General features: G+C 34.9%; 21 protein-coding genes. 15 read left to right on the top strand and 6 right to left on the bottom strand.

Annotated features, from left to right (window positions below):
• Window positions 1–134: 134 nt before the first annotated feature.
• The gene (locus NSQ74_RS04095) at window positions 135–509 is read right to left on the bottom strand and encodes a VOC family protein (protein ID WP_340821664.1); all 375 of its coding nucleotides are present in this window, start codon (window positions 507–509) and stop codon (window positions 135–137) included.
• 228 nt (window positions 510–737) lie between these two features.
• On the opposite strand from NSQ74_RS04095, the gene NSQ74_RS04090 reads away from it, so the two are divergent.
• Window positions 738–2,687, top strand: coding sequence for a methyl-accepting chemotaxis protein (locus tag NSQ74_RS04090; RefSeq protein ID WP_340821663.1), 1,950 nt, complete (start codon window positions 738–740; stop codon window positions 2,685–2,687).
• Between the two features lie 53 nt (window positions 2,688–2,740).
• Here NSQ74_RS04090 and NSQ74_RS04085 read toward each other — a convergent pair whose 3' ends face one another.
• The gene (locus tag NSQ74_RS04085) at window positions 2,741–3,163 is read right to left on the bottom strand and encodes a VOC family protein (protein WP_340821662.1); all 423 of its coding nucleotides are present in this window, start codon (window positions 3,161–3,163) and stop codon (window positions 2,741–2,743) included.
• 291 nt (window positions 3,164–3,454) lie between these two features.
• On the opposite strand from NSQ74_RS04085, the gene guaC reads away from it, so the two are divergent.
• Complete coding sequence (gene guaC / locus NSQ74_RS04080; protein ID WP_340821660.1) at window positions 3,455–4,438, top strand: GMP reductase; 984 nt, start codon at window positions 3,455–3,457, stop codon at window positions 4,436–4,438.
• A gap of 176 nt (window positions 4,439–4,614) precedes the next feature.
• Here guaC and NSQ74_RS04075 read toward each other — a convergent pair whose 3' ends face one another.
• Window positions 4,615–4,839, bottom strand: a complete 225-nt coding sequence (locus tag NSQ74_RS04075) for a phosphate-starvation-inducible protein PsiE (RefSeq protein ID WP_340821658.1) — start codon at window positions 4,837–4,839, stop codon at window positions 4,615–4,617.
• A gap of 264 nt (window positions 4,840–5,103) precedes the next feature.
• Here NSQ74_RS04075 and psiE point away from each other — a divergent pair, with 264 nt between their 5' ends.
• From psiE to NSQ74_RS04060, 3 genes are all read left to right on the top strand, one after another.
• Entirely contained in the window at window positions 5,104–5,553 is a 450-nt protein-coding gene (psiE, locus tag NSQ74_RS04070; RefSeq protein ID WP_340821656.1) for a phosphate-starvation-inducible protein PsiE, read from the top strand.
• A 605-nt stretch (window positions 5,554–6,158) separates the two neighbouring features.
• Window positions 6,159–7,169 carry a hypothetical protein gene (locus NSQ74_RS04065; RefSeq protein ID WP_340821653.1) on the top strand — a complete coding sequence of 337 codons (1,011 nt, stop codon included), beginning with the start codon at window positions 6,159–6,161 and terminating at the stop codon, window positions 7,167–7,169.
• Window positions 7,170–7,444: 275 nt separating this feature from the next.
• Window positions 7,445–8,587, top strand: coding sequence for a fused response regulator/phosphatase (locus NSQ74_RS04060; RefSeq protein ID WP_340821652.1), 1,143 nt, complete (start codon window positions 7,445–7,447; stop codon window positions 8,585–8,587).
• Between the two features lie 108 nt (window positions 8,588–8,695).
• Here NSQ74_RS04060 and NSQ74_RS04055 read toward each other — a convergent pair whose 3' ends face one another.
• Together NSQ74_RS04055 and NSQ74_RS04050 are read right to left on the bottom strand one after the other, a co-directional pair.
• Window positions 8,696–9,553, bottom strand: a complete 858-nt coding sequence (locus NSQ74_RS04055; RefSeq protein ID WP_340821651.1) for a CheR family methyltransferase — start codon at window positions 9,551–9,553, stop codon at window positions 8,696–8,698.
• A gap of 7 nt (window positions 9,554–9,560) precedes the next feature.
• Window positions 9,561–12,308 carry an ATP-binding protein gene (locus tag NSQ74_RS04050; protein ID WP_340821649.1) on the bottom strand — a complete coding sequence of 916 codons (2,748 nt, stop codon included), beginning with the start codon at window positions 12,306–12,308 and terminating at the stop codon, window positions 9,561–9,563.
• A 286-nt stretch (window positions 12,309–12,594) separates the two neighbouring features.
• On the opposite strand from NSQ74_RS04050, the gene NSQ74_RS04045 reads away from it, so the two are divergent.
• The 8 genes from NSQ74_RS04045 (at window position 12,595) to NSQ74_RS04010 (ending at window position 18,506) form a co-directional block, all read left to right on the top strand.
• Window positions 12,595–13,785, top strand: a complete 1,191-nt coding sequence (locus NSQ74_RS04045; protein ID WP_340821647.1) for a M14 family metallopeptidase — start codon at window positions 12,595–12,597, stop codon at window positions 13,783–13,785.
• A 179-nt stretch (window positions 13,786–13,964) separates the two neighbouring features.
• A complete protein-coding gene (locus NSQ74_RS04040; RefSeq protein WP_340821646.1) occupies window positions 13,965–14,294 on the top strand; it encodes a PadR family transcriptional regulator in 330 nt (109 codons plus the stop codon).
• Window positions 14,291–14,701: a permease prefix domain 1-containing protein gene (locus NSQ74_RS04035; protein ID WP_340821645.1), complete on the top strand. Its 411-nt coding sequence runs from the start codon at window positions 14,291–14,293 to the stop codon at window positions 14,699–14,701. The genes NSQ74_RS04040 and NSQ74_RS04035 overlap by 4 nt, the downstream gene beginning before the upstream one ends.
• Before the next feature lies 1 nt (window position 14,702).
• Window positions 14,703–15,350 (top strand): hypothetical protein, encoded by a 648-nt coding sequence (locus NSQ74_RS04030; protein WP_340821644.1) that lies wholly within the window; start codon window positions 14,703–14,705, stop codon window positions 15,348–15,350.
• Window positions 15,351–15,426: 76 nt separating this feature from the next.
• Window positions 15,427–16,911 carry a serine hydrolase domain-containing protein gene (locus NSQ74_RS04025; protein ID WP_340821643.1) on the top strand — a complete coding sequence of 495 codons (1,485 nt, stop codon included), beginning with the start codon at window positions 15,427–15,429 and terminating at the stop codon, window positions 16,909–16,911.
• An 81-nt stretch (window positions 16,912–16,992) separates the two neighbouring features.
• Complete coding sequence (locus tag NSQ74_RS04020; RefSeq protein ID WP_340821642.1) at window positions 16,993–17,406, top strand: MarR family winged helix-turn-helix transcriptional regulator; 414 nt, start codon at window positions 16,993–16,995, stop codon at window positions 17,404–17,406.
• Between the two features lie 162 nt (window positions 17,407–17,568).
• Window positions 17,569–18,237: a hypothetical protein gene (locus NSQ74_RS04015; RefSeq protein ID WP_340821641.1), complete on the top strand. Its 669-nt coding sequence runs from the start codon at window positions 17,569–17,571 to the stop codon at window positions 18,235–18,237.
• Window positions 18,234–18,506: a hypothetical protein gene (locus tag NSQ74_RS04010; RefSeq protein ID WP_340821639.1), complete on the top strand. Its 273-nt coding sequence runs from the start codon at window positions 18,234–18,236 to the stop codon at window positions 18,504–18,506. Before NSQ74_RS04015 ends, NSQ74_RS04010 begins: the two co-directional genes overlap by 4 nt.
• 80 nt (window positions 18,507–18,586) lie before the next feature.
• On the opposite strand, the gene NSQ74_RS04005 is transcribed toward NSQ74_RS04010, so the two are convergent.
• The gene (locus tag NSQ74_RS04005; protein ID WP_340821638.1) at window positions 18,587–19,798 is read right to left on the bottom strand and encodes an MFS transporter; all 1,212 of its coding nucleotides are present in this window, start codon (window positions 19,796–19,798) and stop codon (window positions 18,587–18,589) included.
• Between the two features lie 214 nt (window positions 19,799–20,012).
• Between NSQ74_RS04005 and NSQ74_RS04000 the strand changes: the two genes are divergently transcribed.
• Together NSQ74_RS04000 and NSQ74_RS03995 are read left to right on the top strand one after the other, a co-directional pair.
• Entirely contained in the window at window positions 20,013–20,729 is a 717-nt protein-coding gene (locus NSQ74_RS04000) for a cytochrome c biogenesis CcdA family protein (RefSeq protein WP_340821637.1), read from the top strand.
• Window positions 20,730–20,744: 15 nt separating this feature from the next.
• On the top strand, window positions 20,745–21,272 hold the full coding sequence (locus NSQ74_RS03995; RefSeq protein WP_340821635.1) for a redoxin family protein: 528 nt from the start codon (window positions 20,745–20,747) through the stop codon (window positions 21,270–21,272).
• The last annotated feature ends 13 nt before the right edge of the window (window positions 21,273–21,285 follow it).

Raw genomic sequence — 21,285 nt, 5'->3', positions numbered from 1 at the left:
AAAAGTCCGCATACATTCCTGCGAACACAGCATAAAACATAAGCCCTGAGAGAAAATAAGGCTGTCCTACGCAATGTTCAACGGAAAGCAAGCGGATTTTTAATTTTGTAGGACGTAAAAAACGACCCTACATGTTATTTTTCAACTAAAGCGAAGTAATTATTTTCGTGGTCCGCGAAATTAAAAACTCTACCCATTGGCATCATTACTAAGTCGCCCACTTTAATTCCCTTCGTTTGGAAATCTTGGTACATCTCCGTTATATTATCGGCATAAAACATAATAGAAGGTGTTTCTAAATTTAATTCGGGCTGCATTTTAGCAATCATTTCTTTGTTGTGTAGTACAAATGATGTTTGCGCGTCTTTTGTAGGGGCAATTTCAATCCAGCGCATTTCCGCCTCTGTATTATCCGCTACTACTACAAAGCCAATTTTTTCTGTCCAAAACGCTACAGCTGCATCTTGGTCATTTACATACAACATTACTTGTCCAATTTGTTGAATCATGACAAAGCCCTCCCTTTTGAACAATAGTATACATCAAAACATAATTTTATATGTCCGTAGCAGTTATTATTTTTAGTGAAATTTTGAGATTTTCTTAATTATCTTAATAAAAGAAAAACTGATAAAGACTTAACTTTTATTTTTTTTTTGTTAAAATGAGCTAGTCATCTATTATTTACCTTCTTGGGAAATGTATAGAACAATAATATTATAGTGAGGATAACACAAGTGACAAAACTAAGTTTACGAAAAAAGCTCATTTTTTCATTCTTAGCAATACTTCTCATCCCAACATTAATCATTGGTATCATTTCATACCAAAGTGCGGAGAAGCAAATTTCTAAGGAACAGCAAGCAAGTGCTACCGAAAGTATTCGCATGCTTGATACGAATATTACAGGTACTATTAAACCGAAGATTGAGGACATTCAATATTTTACCAAGAAAATTAATCAATCTTATTTACAAGAAAGTAAAGTTCCAGAGCTTCGATCGCTATTACAAGAATATGTTAATATGCACCCAGAAGTTGAGCTCGTCTATCTCGGCACTAGTGAAGGTAAGATTATAGATGAGCCTGTACAACAATACCAAAGTAACTTTGATCCACGTACAAGACCTTGGTATACGCAAGCATTAAGTAATAAGGGGCAAATAGCCATTACAGCACCTTATATTTCACAAGCTTCAAGTGCCATGGTTATTACGATTACACAAGCTTTACCAGATGGTTCCGGTGTCATTGGTTTAGATCTCAATATATCTACACTAAGTGACATTACCAACGATATTCACATTGGAAAAACGGGCTTTGCCTCACTTTTAGATAACAACAAAACGTATATTTCCCAACATGATAAAGAAAGTGGTTCAGAAGCTACTGAAAGCTACATTTCAAAAATTTATGAGCAAGACAGTGGCACAATTGTTGAAAAGGATCGACAGCTACAATTTATCACCAATGAACTAACAGGCTGGAAGCTTGTTGGTACAATGTTTTCAGCTGAAGCAACAAAAGCCGCAGCTTCAACCTTTAATATCAACTTAATCATTATTGTTATTTCAATTATTGTCGGCGTTGTGTTTATGCTTCTGATGATCAAATCCATTGTGAATCCGATTAATCGACTAAAGCATAGTGCTATTAAAATTAGCGAAGGCGATTTAACGGAATTTATTGAAATACATTCTAAGGATGAAATTGGACAGCTTGGAGAGGCTTTCGTTTCAATGAAAGTTAATTTGAAAAAGCTTATTCGCAATGTTGATCAAAGCGTCCAACATGTACAAGCATCTGCACACGGATTATCTGCACATGCAGAACAAAATATTGCATCTTCAGAGCAAGTTGCACAGGCGATGCAACAAGTAGCAATTAGTGCAGAAAGTCAGACAACAGGTAGTGACCAAAATGCTATCTCTATTGAGGAAATTGCACAAGGCGTCGTTGAAGTGGCTGATAGCGCCATGCAAGTTACAGATCTTTCTAGCAACGCTATTGTGCAAGCAGAAGAAGGAGGTCAATCTGTTGAACGGACTGTCAACCAAATGAATTCAATTAATGAGTCGGTTGCGCAATCAGACAAAATGATTAAGTCGCTTTACGATCGTTCAAAAGAAATTGGTTCCATTTTAGAAATTATAAGTGCTATTTCAGACCAAACGAATTTACTGGCTTTAAACGCTGCAATTGAGGCTGCTAGAGCAGGTGAACATGGTAAAGGTTTTGCCGTAGTGGCCGATGAAGTAAGAAAACTAGCCGAGCAATCACATCAATCTGCAGAGCAAATTTCCTCGCTGATTACAGGTATTCAGCAAGATACTGCTAAGTCTGTTGAAACAATGGTGAAAGCATCTTCAGATGTACAAGAAGGTATACTGTTATCAGAAGACACAAGCAAAAAATTTGCTAGTATTACTGAAAGCTTACGTAATATTGCACCAAAAATGGAGGGTATCTCAGCTTCTGCGCAAGAAATTTCAGCGGTAGTGGAGGAAGTTTCAGCAACTGCTATTGAGTTAACTGACCATGCTAAGCTTAATGCAGCGGCTTCAGAGGAAGTTGCTGCTTCAACTGAACAAACACTATCCTCAATGCAGGAAATGACTGCATCTGCCAAAGCTTTACTCGATATGGCAGATGAATTACAAAGCTATGTAAACCGTTTTAAATATTAAAAAATGCACGATGAGCAAAGGTTTCTCTCTGCTCATCGTGCTTCTTTATATATTTATTTAGCTTTTTCTTCATGGCTAATCTGCCATTCAATACCAAACTTATCAGTAAGAGACCCGTAACATTTACTCCAAAAAGTTTCTTGTAGCTCCATTGTTACTTTGCCACCTTCTTTAAGTCCCTCAAATGCTTTTCGCAATTGGGCTTCATCATCAGACACAGCAGCTAATGTTACGTTGTTGCCAATTGTAAATGGTGAACCAGGGAAAGTATCTGAAAACATTACCGTGCTTCCCATAATCGATAAACGTGTATGCATAACGAGATTTTTTGCTTCTTCTGGTAATGGATAGCTTGGATCACTTGGTGAATCGCCAAATGTCATAATTTCAGCCTTGTCCGTATTAAAAACTTGCTCATAAAATGATACAGCCTCTCGACAATTCCCATTAAAAATTAAATACACCTCTACCGCCATTTCCACCACTCCTCTGAATTTTCTGAAACAACTATATTGTACTTAGATTACGAACGATAAGCTAGTCTTATCATGTGAAATCCTGTATAGGTTTACTATTTCAATTACATATTATACTTATAAAAAGGTTTGCGATTTTCTATATTTTAAACACTTTCTTGTCTCCTCCTACATATTTTTTATTTATTTTGTTAAAATCTTTGACTTTTACTTAAAAATCATGTAAATTACCAAATGGCGAACAATTTAAAACAAACATTTAAAAATATTCGTATTTTAGGAGTGTATATAATGGATAACGTATTTGACTATGAGGATATTCAACTAATTCCCGCAAAATGTATCGTAGAAAGTCGATCAGAATGTGATACATCTGTAACTTTAGGTGGACACAAATTTAAATTACCTGTAGTGCCTGCAAACATGCAGACTATTATTGATGAAAATATCGCAGCAAAGCTTGCTGAAAACGGTTACTTTTATATTATGCACCGCTTCAATCCCGAAACACGCATTAATTTCATTAAAGATATGCAAAATCGCAATTTAATCGCTTCGATTAGTGTTGGGGTAAAAGAAGAGGAATATGCATTTGTAGAAGAGTTAGCAACTGCTGGATTAGTTCCTGAATTTATTACAATTGATATTGCACATGGTCATTCAAACGCTGTCATTCGTATGATTCAACATATTAAAAAACATTTACCAAATAGCTTTGTTATTGCTGGTAATGTTGGGACGCCTGAGGCTGTGCGTGAACTTGAAAACGCGGGCGCAGATGCTACTAAAGTTGGGATTGGACCAGGGAAAGTTTGTATTACAAAAATTAAAACAGGCTTCGGCACAGGCGGTTGGCAGCTAGCAGCATTACGCTGGTGTGCAAAGGCTGCGACTAAACCAATTATTGCTGATGGTGGTATTCGCACAAATGGGGATATTGCTAAATCTGTTCGTTTCGGTGCTTCAATGGTTATGATTGGATCTTTATTTGCAGGTCACGAGGAATCACCAGGTGAAACAATCGAAATCGAAGGTAAATTAGTAAAAGAATACTTCGGCTCTGCTTCTGAATTCCAAAAAGGTGAGAAGAAAAATGTTGAAGGTAAAAAAATGTTTGTAGAACATAAAGGTAGCCTAAAAGATACTTTAATTGAAATGCAACAAGACCTTCAATCATCTATTTCGTATGCAGGTGGCACTAAGCTAGAAGCTATTCGAAATGTAGATTATGTAATTGTAAAGAATTCAATTTTCAACGGCGATAAAGTATATTAATATTTTAAAAACGGCTGTTTTCAAAGTCGCTCAAATAGACAAAATATCTCGTGCACTTTCGAGATATTTTGTTTTTTTATTTGTAGAGCACGCGATTATCTCTCGTTTATGCTAATAAAAAAAGACTATAGGCAAACTCAAATTGCTTTGAATTTGTCTATAGTCAGAAATAATTTTTACAGCTTGTTGATTACTGCATGTAAAGTTTCTTTTAATTCTGCATCATGATTAGCAAGCTCAACAAGGTTACCTAAGCGCTCACGTAATACAGGACGTTCAATGACTAATTTCTCGTCAAGTACCTTTACTAATAATTCAATAATAAGACGGTCACGAACATCTAACGCTTCTTCCAAACGCTCTGGTGTAATTTTTGCATCATTTTTTGCTGCATTTGCCATTTAAAAAAACCCCTTTTATTTTATATTCATGCACATCTATTTTAGCATACCGCCTAATTTTTTTAAAAACTTTCTTTTACAATACTATACAGTAATTTACAGTATTACGCATTCCATGTTTACGTTGTCATGTTATATTCTATAGTATTAATAAAATACACGAAATAGTAACAATTATTCTGTCAGTCACCATTCTCTTTATAATGTTTTTTTCATATTCTATAAAATAAATATTATTTTTAAATAAGAAAATGGAGGAATAACATGAACCAAAAGCATTATACATATACGCAACTCGTGAAAGCTGTGCCAAAAACTTTACAACTGTTTCTTAACGTATGCCTTGTATTGTTAGCTCTTATATTAGCCTTCCTGCTTATGAAAGAACTAATTGAATTTCTACACATATTATTAGCAGATGGTACTGGTGATTATAAACTTTTCCTCGCGAATATTCTAATTTTCTTTTTGTATTTTGAATTTATTACGATGATTATTAAGTACTTTAAAGAGGATTATCATTTCCCACTAAGATACTTTATTTATATTGGCATAACTGCCATGATTCGATTAATTATCGTTGAGCACGATCATCCTATTAACACTTTAATTTATTCCCTTATTATTTTAATTTTAATTATTAGCTATTTTATTATTAATATTACCCCATTAGAAAGACCTATTCGTTCATCGATTCTTTTTAAAAAGGAGTAATCTACTATATGCAGTGTACTTCTCTTTACGCTTAAAAGGCTGTCAAACACATTGGTTTTTCAAAAACAAAGAAAAGTTTGTGCAATGCCTGATATGCACTTGGAATTAAATGATTAGAGCCATTTCATCCATCCCCTAAAACATTTATAGAACGTTCATTGCTTAGGTTATGCTTAAAAACAGATATTAATCATTCTGTTCTACCCCTGGATAGGCACCAATCACAATATTTACATACTTTAAAATCTCATCTTCCTGTAGTAATTTCTTTACAATTCGCATTTACACCCTCCTAATGTCCAAAATAATTTAGGTTTAGGCCAATTGCTTTTACATTATTTCAAGCATCTATTAATAACATATATTACCACAAGACTTTTAATGCTGTATGATAACAATAAAGCACCATGAAATGATGAGCTTGCATCTCAAACCGAGAGCATCCATAAACAACAATGATTACTCTCTATAAATTAACCTACTGTGAAAAAGCAAACACAGTATAAAAGATGGCCCCAAAAGATTATGTATCAGTACGTTAGCTCTTGTACAGCTTCTAACAACGTTGTAAGAGCTATATACATTACCTGAGGAGGATGAAAAAGTTGGATCTGATTGATGCCTATATTTATGAAGTGACGAGAAGGATCGCTAAAAACAAGCGAAATGCTATTGAGCTTGAGCTAAAATCAACAATTGAGGATATGTTACCCGACAATTATTCAGAATTAGAGGTAAAAGAAGTGTTATTGAAGCTAGGGGACCCTGCAAAGCTTGCTGTGAACTATCAAGACGGCCCAAAATATTTAATTGGTCCTGAATTGTACAATACTTACATTCAGACAATTAAATTGATTATTCCCTGGGCAATTCTTATAACATTGATTGTTCACCTTGTTAGTAGTGTTTTTTCATTTCCAGAACAAGAAATATTTTTAACTACAATAATCAAAGCATTTACTACAACAATTGTCAGCGTTATTGGCGTAGTATTCCACGTACTTTTTTGGGTTACCATTACCTTTATTATAGCGGAGCGCTATAGTACCACTAAAATTCAAATTCCCTTTATCACGGGGAGCAATGAATGGACACCTGAAGATTTAAACAAAATTATAGTAAACTCTAAAAGCAACAACATACCACTAAGTGATATTATATTTAGCTTTTTAGGAATAGCCTTTTTTTCTTTCATTTATTTTAACGCTTCTCATCTTATCGGAATTTACTCATCTGATGACAGAATTGGTTTAAAATTTGTCATGCCAATTTTCAATCAAGATACCCTTTTGTCCTTTAAACCCATTATTTTATGTTGGATAATATTAAGTTTTGCCTTAACTCTATATAAATGGAAGATTCGGCAATGGACCATGCCAATTGCCATTACAAGTGCACTTCTTCATTGTATTGGTACCATTGTTTTTATTGCCATGGCGAACCAGCCTGATTTTATTCATAGTGCTGCTATTCCATATATGGCAGCTATTATGGAAACCACAGCTGCAAAGATTATGGTAACATTAGATCGTATACTATTCGTTTGTATTGCTATTACCATTCTAGCAAGTGCGTTTGATATTTATAGCGGCTTTAAGAAGGCTAAAATTAAATAAAGTTGAAACTTTATTAAAAAAATAGGTTAGTTAAACGGTTTTTTAGGGTATTAATGTAGTTGTTATTATTTCGCTTTTCATCGACGACTTTCACCTATGAAAAACATAGTCCCCTCTATAATAACGCAAACTTATTACCTAGTAAAATATGCCTTAATTTCATTAAAATACCGTTATTTTCTAATGTTTTGTATAATAATGATATTAAGAGTATTTTTAATACAATTTATAATCTGCATTTCATCAACATCCAAGCAGAATAAGGGGTAAAAACTATGACAATTCTTCTTGTAGATGACAATCAAGTCAATCTATTTGTAATTGAAAAAATTTTAAAAAATGCAGGTTATGAAAACTGTGTATCTCTTTCATCAGCTTATGAGCTTTTTGACTATCTTCAGTTAGATGCTAAAAATCCAGCGGGTAGTTCCGTAGAGTTAATACTATTAGATATTATGATGCCTGAGGTAGATGGTATTGAAGCTTGTAAACGAATTAAACAAAATGAAAAATTCAACGACATTCAAATTATTTTCGTTACAGCATTAGAAGATAAAAACAAACTCGCAGAAGCACTTGATATTGGAGGGGTCGATTATATTACAAAACCCATTAATAAGACGGAACTTCTTGCAAGAATTCGTGTTGCCCTACGATTGAAGGCGGAATTAGATTGGCATACAAAACAAGAAGCAAAAATTAAATATGAATTAGATTTGGCTACACATGTACAACGCAGTTTATTAAGTGCACCTTTACATGAGGATAATATTCAAATCGAGGTTTCCTACCTCCCATCCTCTAATTTAGCAGGCGACATGTATTATTGGTATAAAATAAACGATAACCGCTATGCCATCATTTTGCTTGATATGATGGGTCACGGTATTTCAGCTGCACTTGTTTGTATGTTTATCTCGTCCGTCCTAAGAGAAGCTGTTAAACAGCTCGTGGAACCCGAGTTGGTCATAAAGGAATTGAACCGTTATATGACGCTTTTACAGAATGCTAAGGAAGAAAATATTCATTACTTTACAGCTATTTACATAGTGATTGATACTGAACAAAAAACGATTGAATACGTAAACGCGGGTCACCCTTCTGGATATGCTCTTGTTGACGAAGAAACATTAGTTCCTTTAAATCAAGGAAGTTGTGCTGTCGGTTTCTTTGAAGAAATAAAGGTAGAAAAACAACTTATTAAATATGAAAAAGATATCCAAATTGTTTTATATACAGATGGTGTGTTAGAGGCGATGGGCCCATGTGAAATAGAGTCTGAAAAACATTTGCAAACGCTAACATCTAGTAAATGGAATTATACCCAATGTCTGATTGATAACTTGCTTCCTAAAGAAAAGCAAACAAACCAACCTGATGATATGTGTGTATTAATGATTCAAGCACAGGCAAAATGAATTAGACAGCGACAAAAACAAAAATCCGCATACACTTCTGCTACTAGCATGCATTAAAGCAATGTCTAAGCAAAAAGTATAGCGGATTTTTATAATTGCTATCGCTTATTAATCTAATTTTTGATAAATTTTCTCAACGCCTACGGTTTCTTTATATTTCGAAATAATTGCTTCACAGCGAAGTGTTTCCTTATCTCCTAAGCATAAAAAGCCATTTTGACTTAGGCTTTCATAAAATAAATGATGTACTTGGCTTTGTAATACAGGTGAAAAGTAAATTAATACATTTCGGCATATAATTACATGGAATTCATTAAACGATTGATCTGTCACTAAATTATGCTGTGCAAAAATAATGTTTTTCAATAGTTCAGGATGGAAATAGGCATATTGATAGTCTGTTTTATAGTATTCTGAAAAAGCATGGCTTCCGCCAGCAAGCATATAATTCGTTGTATATGCTTGCATTTTTTTGATTGAGAAAGCGCCCTTTTTTGCCTTCTCTAGCACATGCTCATTCATATCCGTTGCGTAAATGACCGCTCTATCTATTAGTCCCTCTTCCTGTAGTAAAATCGCCATTGAATATACTTCCTCACCTGTTGCACATCCTGCATGCCATATTCGGATCTCGGGGTACTGTTTTAAATAAGGAACGACTTCTTTACGGAAAGCTTTAAAAAAGCTAGGGTTTCGAAACATTTCCGTGACATTAATTGAAAAATCATTTAAAAGCTGCTCTAAAAAATCTTCTTCATGTATTACTTTTTCCAATACACGAGAAATCGTTGGAATATTATTAACCCTCATTCGATTGTATATTCTACGAGAAATAGAAGATTGATTATATTGTCGAAAATCAAAACCTGATAAACGATAGACTGCTTCGAGTAGTAACTCAATTTCCATATTCGAATGCTTATTCAATTGTTGCTTTAGCTCAAAATTCTGGAATTGATTATCCATACTTATTTTATCTCCCTTTAGAAACTAGCCATACGCGTAACACCGATACTAATTGATCTAAATTTAATGGCTTACTAATATAATCCGAAGCACCAGCTTCTAAAGATTTATCACGATCTGTTTTCATCGCTTTAGCAGTCAAAGCGATAATTGGCAAATCTGTAAGCTTCATTTTTGTTCGAATAATAGACATCGTCTCGTATCCATCCATATTCGGCATCATGATATCCATAAGAATAAGATCTATTTTGTTATTCGTCTCCATAATCTTTAAACATTCTAATCCATCTTTTGCAACGAGAATATTCATACCTCTATTTTCAAGTGCTGCTTTCAATGCATAAATATTTCGATAATCATCATCTACGATTAATATATTTTTCCCTTGGAACACTTCTACTTCGTGTAGAGAGACAATGTCGCTTTCATCCACTTTCTCCTGCATTTCAACTACCTCAGGAGCTTCAAGAGTAGCCACTACTTCAACAACAGCAGAATCAATAGTTGTCGCCTCATTTATGCCATTAGGTAAACTTGGAATAGTAAGAGAGAAGCTACTGCCCTTTCCTTCTTCACTTTGTAATGAAACCCAGCCACCAAGTAATTTTGAAAATTCTCTACAAATAGATAAACCTAACCCTGTTCCACCATATTTTCTTACAGTAGCACCATCTGCTTGCTGGAATGATTCAAAGATTAGCTGGTGTTTGTCCTTTGGAATACCTATTCCTGTGTCAGACACTGTAATTTCAAGCCATTCTGAGCTTACATCTTGCATATTAGTTGTTAACTGTTCAAGGTCAAGCTGTTTAATATCTACACGCACATAACCCTGTTCCGTAAATTTTAGTGCATTTGATAATAAATTTTTTAAAACTTGCTGGAATCTCTTCTCATCTGTATAGAAAATATCAGCAACATTTTCTGCCTTCACTATTTGCAACTCTAGATTTTTTTTCTTCGCTACAGGAGCAAAGATTTGCTCAATTTGTATCGGCATTTCACTCATGTTCACTTCATCGAAAATTATTTCAATTTTCCCAGCTTCAACTTTTGATATATCTAAAATATCATTAATTAATACGAGTAAGTCTTCACCAGATGAATGAATGACTCTTGCAAATTCCATCTCTTCTTCAGTTAAATTATTGTTGCCATTCTCCGATAACATTTCAGATAAAATTAAAATGCTATTTAACGGTGTTCGTAATTCATGAGACATATTAGCTAAAAATTGAGATTTATAATTAGAATGTAATACAAGTTGCTCAGAGCTGTCTTCCAATTCTTTTTTAGCTTTTTCTAATTCTTGTGTTTTAATTTCAGCATCTTTTGTTCTTTCCTCTAGCTGTTCATTAATCATTGTTAGTTCTTCTGTTTGCATTTGCAATTCTTCCGATTGCGTTTGTAGCTCTTCAGATTGAACTTGTAACTCTTCTGTCATAGCTCTAGATTCGTTTAGTAAACGTACAATTTCCATACGACCTAAAATACTATTAACCGTTAACCCAAATGTTTCAATTATTTGATTCACTAATTCTTTCTGTAGCGCTGTGTAGCTAGTCATTGTTGCTAATTCAACGACAGCTATTACATCATCCTCAAATATGATTGGGAAGATAAAAATGCTCTTCGGTGGCGCCTCACCTAAGCCTGTTCCTATTAAACGATAATCTTTCGAAATATCATCGTTAATGAAAACTCGTTTTTCCTGCGCACATTGGCCAATTAAACCTTGTCCAATTTTAAATTTTTCAATCCCAATATTATCTCCAGCATCTGCAAAGGCAGCTTTTTTTACAAAATAGACATCGCTATTATGCATTTCCCGAACATAAAAAGCACCGAATGAAGACCCTGTCTTGTGCGACATTTCTGAAAGGAAAGTTTCAGCCAATTTCGTAATAGCTGAAATCCCTTGATATTTAGTGACAATTTCAGCGATATTAGCTTGCAACCATTCTCTTCGCTCAAATGTATCTAACAACTCATTTGTAGCAACTGCAAGATCATTTATTTCGTCGTTTGTTTTGACATGAATTCTTGTTCGATAGTTACCCTTTGAAGCCGCCATTTCTTTAATTGTTTGTGTGACTTCTTTCATTGTTTTAACAATTGACCGCGAAATCCCACTAGCAATGGCGATTGAGATGAGAGATACGAGCACTAGAATACCAAACAAGCCTGATGTTAAATTACTATTTTTTTTGTCCAATAGCTTGGCCTTATTTTGTGTGAACACATTCTCATCTGAACGGAAAGCATCAAACTGATTTCGCATCGTTTCCATATCTTTACGACCAATGTCCACTTTGAAAAATTCATTTAATGCTTCCGTATTATTTTCTTTTTTAAATCTTATTGTCGGTTCGCCCGAAGTTGCAATCCAATGATCAATCGTCACTTTAATAGCATCTAACTTCTCTTGTTGGTTCCCCCTATCTTCTAACAACTGATACAATTCATTAAAATCGATCTTCCAATTTTCTTCGGCGTTATTGTACGGTTCTAAGTAGCTCGAATCACCGGTAATAATATAGCCTCGTTGGCTCGATTCCATATCTAAAATATATTTTTCAATACGATTGGTAAGTGTTTGAACTTGAGCATCATATTTAATAATGTGATTCCTTTCCTGTTGTAGGGAAGTAATTTGATTGTTTAATATAATCACTGATGCAAGTAAACAAAGAATAATAACTACATAGCCGAGGGTAATCTTTGTACGTATACCCATTTTTATCTTTTTATACATTTAATCCCCCTACCTTTTACTGTCCTATAGTTATATTAACAGTATAATGGTGGAATTGAAATTGACAGGTTGACTTTACTTTGTTCAACTCTAGTTAATTTCCCTTGAATACCTATAGCTAAAACCTCACAGAGCAGCGAATTCATCAAATCTCCTTATTTTAAAATTTTTCTACCGCGTTCAAATTCAGAATTGTTTCAGTGCCTGGCACTTATTTATTAATAAGCTTTATATAATTTCATATACATCTTATAATGAACGATTTTGAAATAAGGGGAGAAAAACTGTGGACATATTTGTAAGACCCGGTGATTCACTGTGGTATTTCAGCGAGTTATATAAGATACCTCTTCAACTAATTATAGACTCCAACCAAAACATCAACCCTCAACGACTTCAAGTTGGACAACGCGTTCAAATTCCTGGATTTGTTACAACTAGTTATTCAATCAAACAAGGAGACACTTTGTGGCAAATTGCTCAAAGTCAAAATGTACAGCTCAATGCCATTTTGCTTGCCAATCCCGATGTTCATCCAAATCGACTGTACATTGGCCAAACAATTCAAGTCCCCCAAAGGCTCACTTGGCGCATCGTAAACGGTAAACAAAATTACGACTACAACATTATGATAAATGATATTAAACAGCTACAAGCTGCCTATCCATTTCTTCAAAACGCCTCCATTGGCAACTCCGTTTTACAGCGGGAAATGCCTGAGATTCTTATTGGTAAAGGCTCAAAGCGAATTCATTATAACGGTTCTTTTCATGCCAATGAATGGATTACTACGCCGATCATCATGACATTTCTAAACGATTACCTACTCTCACTAACAAATCAAACGACTATTCGAGGGCTTTCCACATTGCCTCTTTACGAGCAAACAACACTTTCGATCGTACCGATGGTTAACCCTGATGGTGTTAATTTAGTACTCCATGGCCCACCAGATAATGAAGCATTAAAAAATAAGCTCATTACTTGGAACAATGATAGTACCGATTTTTCTGGATGGAAGGCGAATATCAATGGTGTCGATTTAAACGACCAATTCCCGGCAAAATGGGACCTAGAAAGTGCTCGCAACCCTCAGTCACCAGGACCGCGAGATTATGGAGGAGAAGCACCGTTGACTCAACCTGAAGCTATCGCCATGGCCGATTTAACGCGGAGAAGCAATTTTGCTTGGGTTTTAGCGTTTCATACACAAGGTAAAGTAATCTATTGGGGATTTGAAAATCTTGAGCCACCTGAATCACAAACGATGGTGGAGGAATTTAGCCGTGTTAGTGGTTATGAGCCTGTTAAATCAGCAAATAGCTATGCTGGCTATAAAGATTGGTTCATACAAGACTGGCGCAGACCAGGGTTCACTGTGGAGCTAGGTAGCGGTACGAACCCGCTCCCAATCAGTCAGTTTGATGACATTTACCAAGAAGCTTTAGGGATTTTTCTAGCAGGATTATATTTGTAACAATCCATACTTCTAAAAAGCCGATAATGCAGGATACTCATCCTGCATTATCGGTTTTTATATTTAAATTATGGAATAAAATTTTTTCTATAAAGTTCCAAATATTACTTTGACAGATAGAGTAATCTTTGTTAATATTACTCCATCAGATAGAGCAATAAAGGTTAAGTAGGTGACTTATGGTTCGAAGTGACATTATCCGCGGACATTTGGATTCAATTATTTTACGGCTAATTTTAGAGAAGGATCGTTATGGCTATGAAATTTCCCAAGAAATAAGCGTCCGTACAAATAATCGTTTTCAAATTAAAGAAGCAACTTTATACGCAGTATTTCAACGTTTAGAAAAAAAGGAAGTAATTGAAGCCTATTATGGTGATGTATCACATGGAGGCAAAAGGAAGTATTACCGCATCACCTCGTTAGGCAAAGCTTATTTAAGCGAGCTTGTTAAAGAGTGGACAGAAGTGAAGGAAATTATCGACTTATTTATGGAGGGCTTAGAATGAAAAAAATCAAACATCATATTGATGAGCTATTTAAAGACATGCCACGCAATAATGAAACAGAAATGGTGAAACAGGAAATCATCGAAAATCTTGAAGAAAAAGTATTTTATTTAATGGAGCAAGGAAAAGAAGAAGAGGATGCAATTAATAAAGCAATCGTTGAATTCGGAGATATTGACGATCTAAAAAAAGAATTAGGCGTAAAAGCGCCGCCAGAAAAGAAAAGTATGGCGAAGTTAAATTTAGAATTTTCCTTATGGGGAAGTGGCTTAATAACAGCTTTCTTTATTTTTATCAATCTATACTACACACCAAATACAATTTGGGCAATCTATCCGATTTTCGCCATACTATGGTGGCCGCTTTCAATGTATTTCGTATGGTCACGTAAGAAATGGAGTGAGTAAAATGAAGCATTACATTAGTTTTTCTGTTGTCGGTAGTTTGATGACTATGCTGTTTTTAGGAATTGTCAATTATTCAACAACGCCAAACACGATATGGTTTATTTACCCTTGCTTATTGTTGTTGCTATGGCCGATTACTTTATATTTCATGTCAAAAAAACTATACAAACAGTACGCTGTAATTTGCAGCGCTATGGTCATTGCTTTCCTTATCATTGAAAATCTTTTGTATTCACCGCAGCATTTATGGTTCATATACGCCATATATCCGATTGTCTGGTGGCCTATTCTTATGTTTTTAGAGGAAAAAGCTAAATCCATGAACATAGCACTTATTGGCTGCGCAAGTACAATCATTTATTATTCAATAACAAATTTCATCATGTCCCCCCCATATCCTTGGGCAATCTACCCTGCATTTTTAGTTATATGGTGGCCCTTATCTCTATATCACGCTAAGAAGAAAACATTTGTTGCCTTCTCGGTGTATGCTAGCATTCACATCAGTATCTTTTTTATTATCGTCAACATCGTTTCCTCCCCAAGCGTAATTTGGGCTATCTATCCAATCTTTTTAGTTCTTTGGTGGCCACTAAGTATGTATTTTTATGTTTATAAAAGAAGACTATATAAAAGCTCTACAATGTAAGGCATCGTGCAAGTGCTCACATAGTAGCCAGCCCTTATTTCAGTAAGGCAAAATACGTTTAAAGGGAATATACGTTATGTATAAAAAACAATTAGCCATTCTAAAAATTTTCGCCATGACCTTGCTCATGCTATTCACGACTGTTAACGGTGTTGTCTTTGCAACCGGTGATGTTACAGATAAAACTCTAGATATTGCTGCTATTAATGCGTTTATGGCAAAAGAAATCGATAGGCTGAACATTCCAGGTGTTTCACTTGCTATCGTTAAAGAAAATCATGTTGAATATTTGCAAGGGTATGGTGTCTCTAGCCCAGATGGCACAAATATGACACCACAAACACCTATTGTTATTGGATCAGTTAGTAAATCATTTACAGCTCTTGCCATTATGCAGCTTGTAGAACAAGGGAAAATTCATTTAGATGATTTAGTATACAATGTGCTACCAGGATTCCAACTTGCAGATAAAGAGCAATCTAAAAAAATAACCATTCAACACTTACTAAACCAAACGAGCGGTCTTTCTACATATGATGGTCAAGTAGCGATATCGCAAGGAGATAAAACATTAAAAGAACATGTACAAAGCTTAGCAAATATAAAATTGTCATCACCTGTTGGTAAACACTACGAATATTCGAATTTAAATTATAGCATTTTAGGTGCAATCATAGAGGAAGTTACAAATACCCCTTATAAAGCGTATATAGATGAATTTATATTTAAACCGCTTGAAATGAACAATAGCTATGCTGATCCAAAAGATGATATCAACAATACTATCTCACACGGCTATCAAACTGTATTCGGCATGAAGGTACCAACAGAGCAATTAATCCATGATGGCACCGTTCCTTCTGGTTACATTATTTCTAGCGCAGAAGATATGGCTAATTACATGATGGCACAATTGAATGAAGGAAAATTTAATGGAAAAAGCATTTTGTCAGCAAACGCAATGCATACTCTGCACCAACCATCCTCGTTCATTTCGCATAATACTTATTATGCCATGGGCTGGGAAGTAAATAATGACGTCATCTCCCATAATGGATGGACAGAAAATACTTATGCAAAAGTGTTGTTAGATAGGCAATACGGTATTAGTCTTCAAATCAATGCTATGGATTATTTTAATTTAAATGAATATGATGCCATAGTTAGTGGCCTTAACAAACTTGTCCATCATGAACAACCTACTATATCTAATAGTAACCCTTTTATGAAATATATAATATTTGATTTGATATTCGTAATAATCATTCTGCTAATTGCTCGCACGGTCTATAAAAATTTCAAACGTAACAAACAGAAAATATCAACCTTCCGTACAGTCCTTAATTGGTTGTCACTAATTATATTTAATATTCTACTCCCTTTATTTATTTTAATTGGATTCCCCAAATTATTCGGGCCACTTTCTACGGTAACAATATTTGCTCCAGGCATTGGACATTTGTTATTTCTAATACCTATAATGCTTTTAATGGTGGATGTCCTTATAGTAGGAAAACTATTGTTAAAAAAGCCTAACGTAAGTGCAAAAACCTCACTTTGAATTTGAGAGTTATTCACTTAACATGAATCCTATACTTGCTATATAATTTAATTAGTAAATATTTTAATAGGCTGTGATCAAATGTTAAATAATAACCCAATGCAAAACGTAGAAGTGATAATGCGAGAAATGCTTGAAATACAACAAAAATCGATGATGTTTGTTAATCTGCTATCAGAAGGTGAATCATTATCACAAAACCAACTAATTCTACTTCTACAGCTAAAAATTAATGGTGGTATGAAAGCAACTGAAATTGCGGATTTCTTTAGCGTAACCCCTGGTGCTGTTACGTCCATGTGCGATAAACTAGAAAAATTAAATTTATTACAACGAGTGAGAGAAAATGAAGATCGACGCGTCGTAAACATGATATTAACAAATGATGGAGAGACAAAAGTACATGAAATATTTTTGAAGTTTCCACAAGAAAAACTAGCCGAGATAGCAAAAGTGTTAATTGAAGTGAATAAATTAATGCAAAAAATTTTTTAGGATTTCAATAAATTTGAAATCCTTTTTTTATTGCCTTCGTTATTTACATGCACAAGAGGCTAGGCAATTTTTGTTCTTGACAAAGTAAAGTGACATATACTTTAATTAATATATGTTTTAATAATTAAAATATATATAAACTAAATTAAAGAGGTGATTACTATGTCAAATGAAGGGATACAGAGGCAACGTAGTATTACGCTTACGAGTGGCACTATTAATGATTTAGCACCTGACTGTGAACAATTAAAGATTCGCGGTGCTGTCACTTTACTTCAAGACGTTCGCTTAAAAACAATCTCCACCCATGGTCATAGCTCGTTCCATTCATGTGTTATGGCGCATGTTTTAAAAAATACAGGGTCTTGTATTATAAAGGATTATTGTGAAATTTCGGAAGTGACGACTGCGGGGAATTTAAAGATACGCAATGGACAAATAGCGACTATTAATAGCTCAGGGAAATTAACAATTGAGCAAAATTTACAAGCACAACAGTTTCACGCGATTGGCTTTGTTAAGGCACAAGAAATACATGCAGCACATTTCCACTTAAAATTATCAGGAGCAAGTGAGATTGATCGGCTAATTGCCGAAGATATAACGATAGAGAAGGATAAATTATCGATTTCAATTGTTAGAAAAAAACTTCAGTGTAAATCGATAACAGGAAAACATTTGCATCTTTCCTATACAAATGCGGAGGTCGTTGAAGGAGATGTTGTTGTAGTGGGCAGTCATTGTACAATACAAACGCTTTATTACACAAAATGCTATACTATTTCTCCCAATGCGAAAGTGCAACAAATTATACAGAGGGTGCAACTATGAATATGATACGTGGATTTTTTTGCTCGTTAGCACTAGTTGTCCTAACCGTCCTATATGTGGGGCTTGTTGTAAGTGCCTTAATAACAATACTTGCTGGTATTTTACGAACTGTAGGCATTGACCAAATTAAAATGAGTATTTGGCAAGGCGAAGATCTCCCGATCGTTTTCAGTATACCTTTAGCACTTGTTGTTTCTGGCATACTGTTCTATTGTTCACTTTATGTAAAACGTTCCATTACATTTTGTTTTTCGAAGCTAAAAATCTAGAACTATGCATGTTAAAGAGGTTCAAATCGTCCTTACTTTTGCTCGAACCTCTTCTTCCGCTATACTCACACTTTTAAATACTAATTATTACTTTCTTTAATTTGCAGTGCTTGCTTATTTGTTGCTATATAGATAGACATAAAGAGTGCAAACACAAGACCGACTGCACCAAAAATGACTGCTACGAGCTGTAGTGAAAACCAGTCTGCCAATATACCTAAACTAAACGTAAGTACAATTTGTATAACACTTTGAACAAGGCTAACAGAACTACCGAATCGTCCCATTAAATTTGGCGGAATATTTTTTTGATAGATAGTATCGTATCCAGTATTGCTGAATGCCATAAAAATTCCTAACGTGATAAAACAACACGTAGCAAACCAAATATTGCTTGATGCATAAAAGGCGGTATAGGAAACCATCGTACACGTAAGTCCAACCCCTACATAGGTAGCAATTGAAAATTTATGTACTAAAATCATTGCCAATAAACCACCAACAATAGCCCCAACGCCAGCAATACTTACTAGCACACCGTAAAGACTATCCGAAGCAGATAAAACTTTCTTTATAAAAGTCATTTCTTGTGAATCTAATGCAAAAGCAACCATTAGTGCAATTTGATAGGACATAAAAAATTTCAAGAAATTCCGTTGCTGCTTTATAAAAGTCCAAACCACTTTAAAATCATTTATTATTACACTCATTGTAAGCACTACACGCTTCTCTTCTACTTGCTCTTCTATATTCGGTAAACGCGAAATGACCCACGCACAAACGAAAAATGTCACGCTATTAATCCATATGGCGATACTTATATTAAAAACAGCAATAAGGACACCTGCGATGGCAGGACCTAACATAAAAGAACCTGAATTTAATGTGCCTAATAATGCGTTAAAACGTTGCTTATCTTCATCGCGTACGTATTTCGCAATATAATATGTACTACTTGGCCCGAAAAAACTACTCGCTATATTCGCTAAAAATAACAAGCTATAGATGAGCCAGATAGACGTTATAAATGGCATAAGGAAAACAATAATTCCACGTATAACATCCATTGCGATCATTATCTTTCTTTTGTTCGACCGATCAATAATTGAGCCTGCCACAAAATTGGTCAGTATACGTGCAATCGGACCAACTATAAAGATACCCGCAACTGCTGTCGCAGAATAAGTTAAATGCCAAACCATTAAATTTAAAGCGACAAGGTAAATCCAATTGCCAAGATATGAAAAGCCGAATCCCCCTAATAACATCCCATATTTTCGAATCATCGCCATAGCAATCCCTCCTTTTTAATATTTTACCATTTCCTTCTAGCTTAATATTAAGTAAATTAAATTGCACTTTTTTATTTATCCTTGCAAAACTGCTGCCTTACACACGTGAAATTCATTACAAGATTATATCTAAGAGTTTCATGAAATCATTCTATGTTGCTTTTCATTCACTTTTCTTACTATAAAACTATACAAGAAAGGTGGTGCTTCAATCGTGGGCGAACAGCTTTTATTCAGTACAGTTTTTATTGCAGGGATACTATCCTTCCTTTCCCCCTGCATAGTCCCATTACTACCTGTTTACTTTTCAGTACTTTCAACCAATGAGCGTGGTATCGCTATACAACACAGCTGGGCTTTAGGTAAATGGCAAGTGAACCCACATTTAATTTTCAAGACGCTTCTTTTTGTTTTTGGTCTCTCTACAAGCTTTGTCATCTTAGGATTTGGCGCCGGTTTTCTTGGTGCGTTTATTAATAAAGACTGGTTTATCGCCGTATGCGGTGTAGTAGTCGTGTTGCTCGGCCTACATCAAATAGGTCTTTTGAAGTTAGCAGTGCTCCATAAAGAAACAAAAGTACAACTGAAAAGAAGCGATAAACGTGATTTACTTGGTACCTATTTATTGGGTCTTACGTTTAGTATGGGCTGGACGCCTTGTATCGGGCCTATTTTAGGGGCGGTATTAGGAATATCAGCTAGCGAGGGACAGGCCACTTATGGGGCACTTATGATGTTTTTTTATGCGCTCGGGCTATTAATCCCCTTTTTACTTCTTGCTATTTTCTCTGATTTACTATTACAACATGTTAAAAAAATGAATAAGCATATAGGGAAAATTAAAATTGCCGGTGGGATTATCATTATTTTTATGGGAATTGTCTTAATGACAAATAATTTAAATCTGTTACTTACGCTCATTCCACAATAAGAAAGGAGACTTAACATGTACAATTTTAAACTGCTCCTTGTCATGTTAGCAGCAGTGTTTCTTTTAGGGGCATGCACGGGGGATTCGACATCCTCAACGAAAGCAGCAGCTAAAAATGAAGGGACTATCGCTCCAAACTTCGAATTAGTTGATACGAAGGGCGATACCTACAATCTTGCTGACTATAAAGGCAAAAAAGTGTATGTGAAATTTTGGGCCTCTTGGTGCTCCATTTGCTTAGCAGGCTTAGAAGAATTAAATACACTAGCTGGGGAAGAGCAGGATTTTGTTGTCTTAAGCATCGTATCACCCAATTTCAATAATGAAAAAAAGAGTGATGCATTTATTAAATGGTTTAACGGTGTTGAAGGAACATCCAATATTAAAGTGCTATTAGATGAAGATGGTGCAATTGCGAAACAATACAATATACGAGCCTATCCAACATCGTCCTATATCGGCTCAGATGGTCAACTCATTCAAACACTGCCTGGCCATGTAAGTAATCCACAAATTATTGAGAAATTTAAAAGTATCCAATAATAAAGGGAGGTAC

The sequence above is a fragment of the Lysinibacillus sp. FSL W8-0992 genome (assembly GCF_038008685.1).
Taxonomy (GTDB): domain Bacteria; phylum Bacillota; class Bacilli; order Bacillales_A; family Planococcaceae; genus Lysinibacillus.
Note: the sequence above shows the minus strand (reverse complement) of the source record. Positions and strands in the feature narration are given on the sequence as shown.

Coding starts and splice junctions, on each gene's coding strand:
- NSQ74_RS04020 (WP_340821642.1), top strand. CDS start 16,993: ATGTTAAATAATAACCCAATGCAAAACGTAGAAGTGATAATGCGAGAA.
- NSQ74_RS04075 (WP_340821658.1), bottom strand. CDS start 4,839: ATGGCAAATGCAGCAAAAAATGATGCAAAAATTACACCAGAGCGTTTG.
- NSQ74_RS04085 (WP_340821662.1), bottom strand. CDS start 3,163: ATGGCGGTAGAGGTGTATTTAATTTTTAATGGGAATTGTCGAGAGGCT.
- NSQ74_RS04050 (WP_340821649.1), bottom strand. CDS start 12,308: ATGTATAAAAAGATAAAAATGGGTATACGTACAAAGATTACCCTCGGC.
- guaC (WP_340821660.1), top strand. CDS start 3,455: ATGGATAACGTATTTGACTATGAGGATATTCAACTAATTCCCGCAAAA.
- NSQ74_RS04025 (WP_340821643.1), top strand. CDS start 15,427: ATGTATAAAAAACAATTAGCCATTCTAAAAATTTTCGCCATGACCTTG.
- NSQ74_RS04055 (WP_340821651.1), bottom strand. CDS start 9,553: ATGGATAATCAATTCCAGAATTTTGAGCTAAAGCAACAATTGAATAAG.
- NSQ74_RS04010 (WP_340821639.1), top strand. CDS start 18,234: ATGAATATGATACGTGGATTTTTTTGCTCGTTAGCACTAGTTGTCCTA.
- psiE (WP_340821656.1), top strand. CDS start 5,104: ATGAACCAAAAGCATTATACATATACGCAACTCGTGAAAGCTGTGCCA.
- NSQ74_RS04015 (WP_340821641.1), top strand. CDS start 17,569: ATGTCAAATGAAGGGATACAGAGGCAACGTAGTATTACGCTTACGAGT.
- NSQ74_RS04035 (WP_340821645.1), top strand. CDS start 14,291: ATGAAAAAAATCAAACATCATATTGATGAGCTATTTAAAGACATGCCA.
- NSQ74_RS03995 (WP_340821635.1), top strand. CDS start 20,745: ATGTACAATTTTAAACTGCTCCTTGTCATGTTAGCAGCAGTGTTTCTT.
- NSQ74_RS04095 (WP_340821664.1), bottom strand. CDS start 509: ATGATTCAACAAATTGGACAAGTAATGTTGTATGTAAATGACCAAGAT.
- NSQ74_RS04060 (WP_340821652.1), top strand. CDS start 7,445: ATGACAATTCTTCTTGTAGATGACAATCAAGTCAATCTATTTGTAATT.
- NSQ74_RS04040 (WP_340821646.1), top strand. CDS start 13,965: ATGGTTCGAAGTGACATTATCCGCGGACATTTGGATTCAATTATTTTA.
- NSQ74_RS04030 (WP_340821644.1), top strand. CDS start 14,703: ATGAAGCATTACATTAGTTTTTCTGTTGTCGGTAGTTTGATGACTATG.
- NSQ74_RS04005 (WP_340821638.1), bottom strand. CDS start 19,798: ATGGCGATGATTCGAAAATATGGGATGTTATTAGGGGGATTCGGCTTT.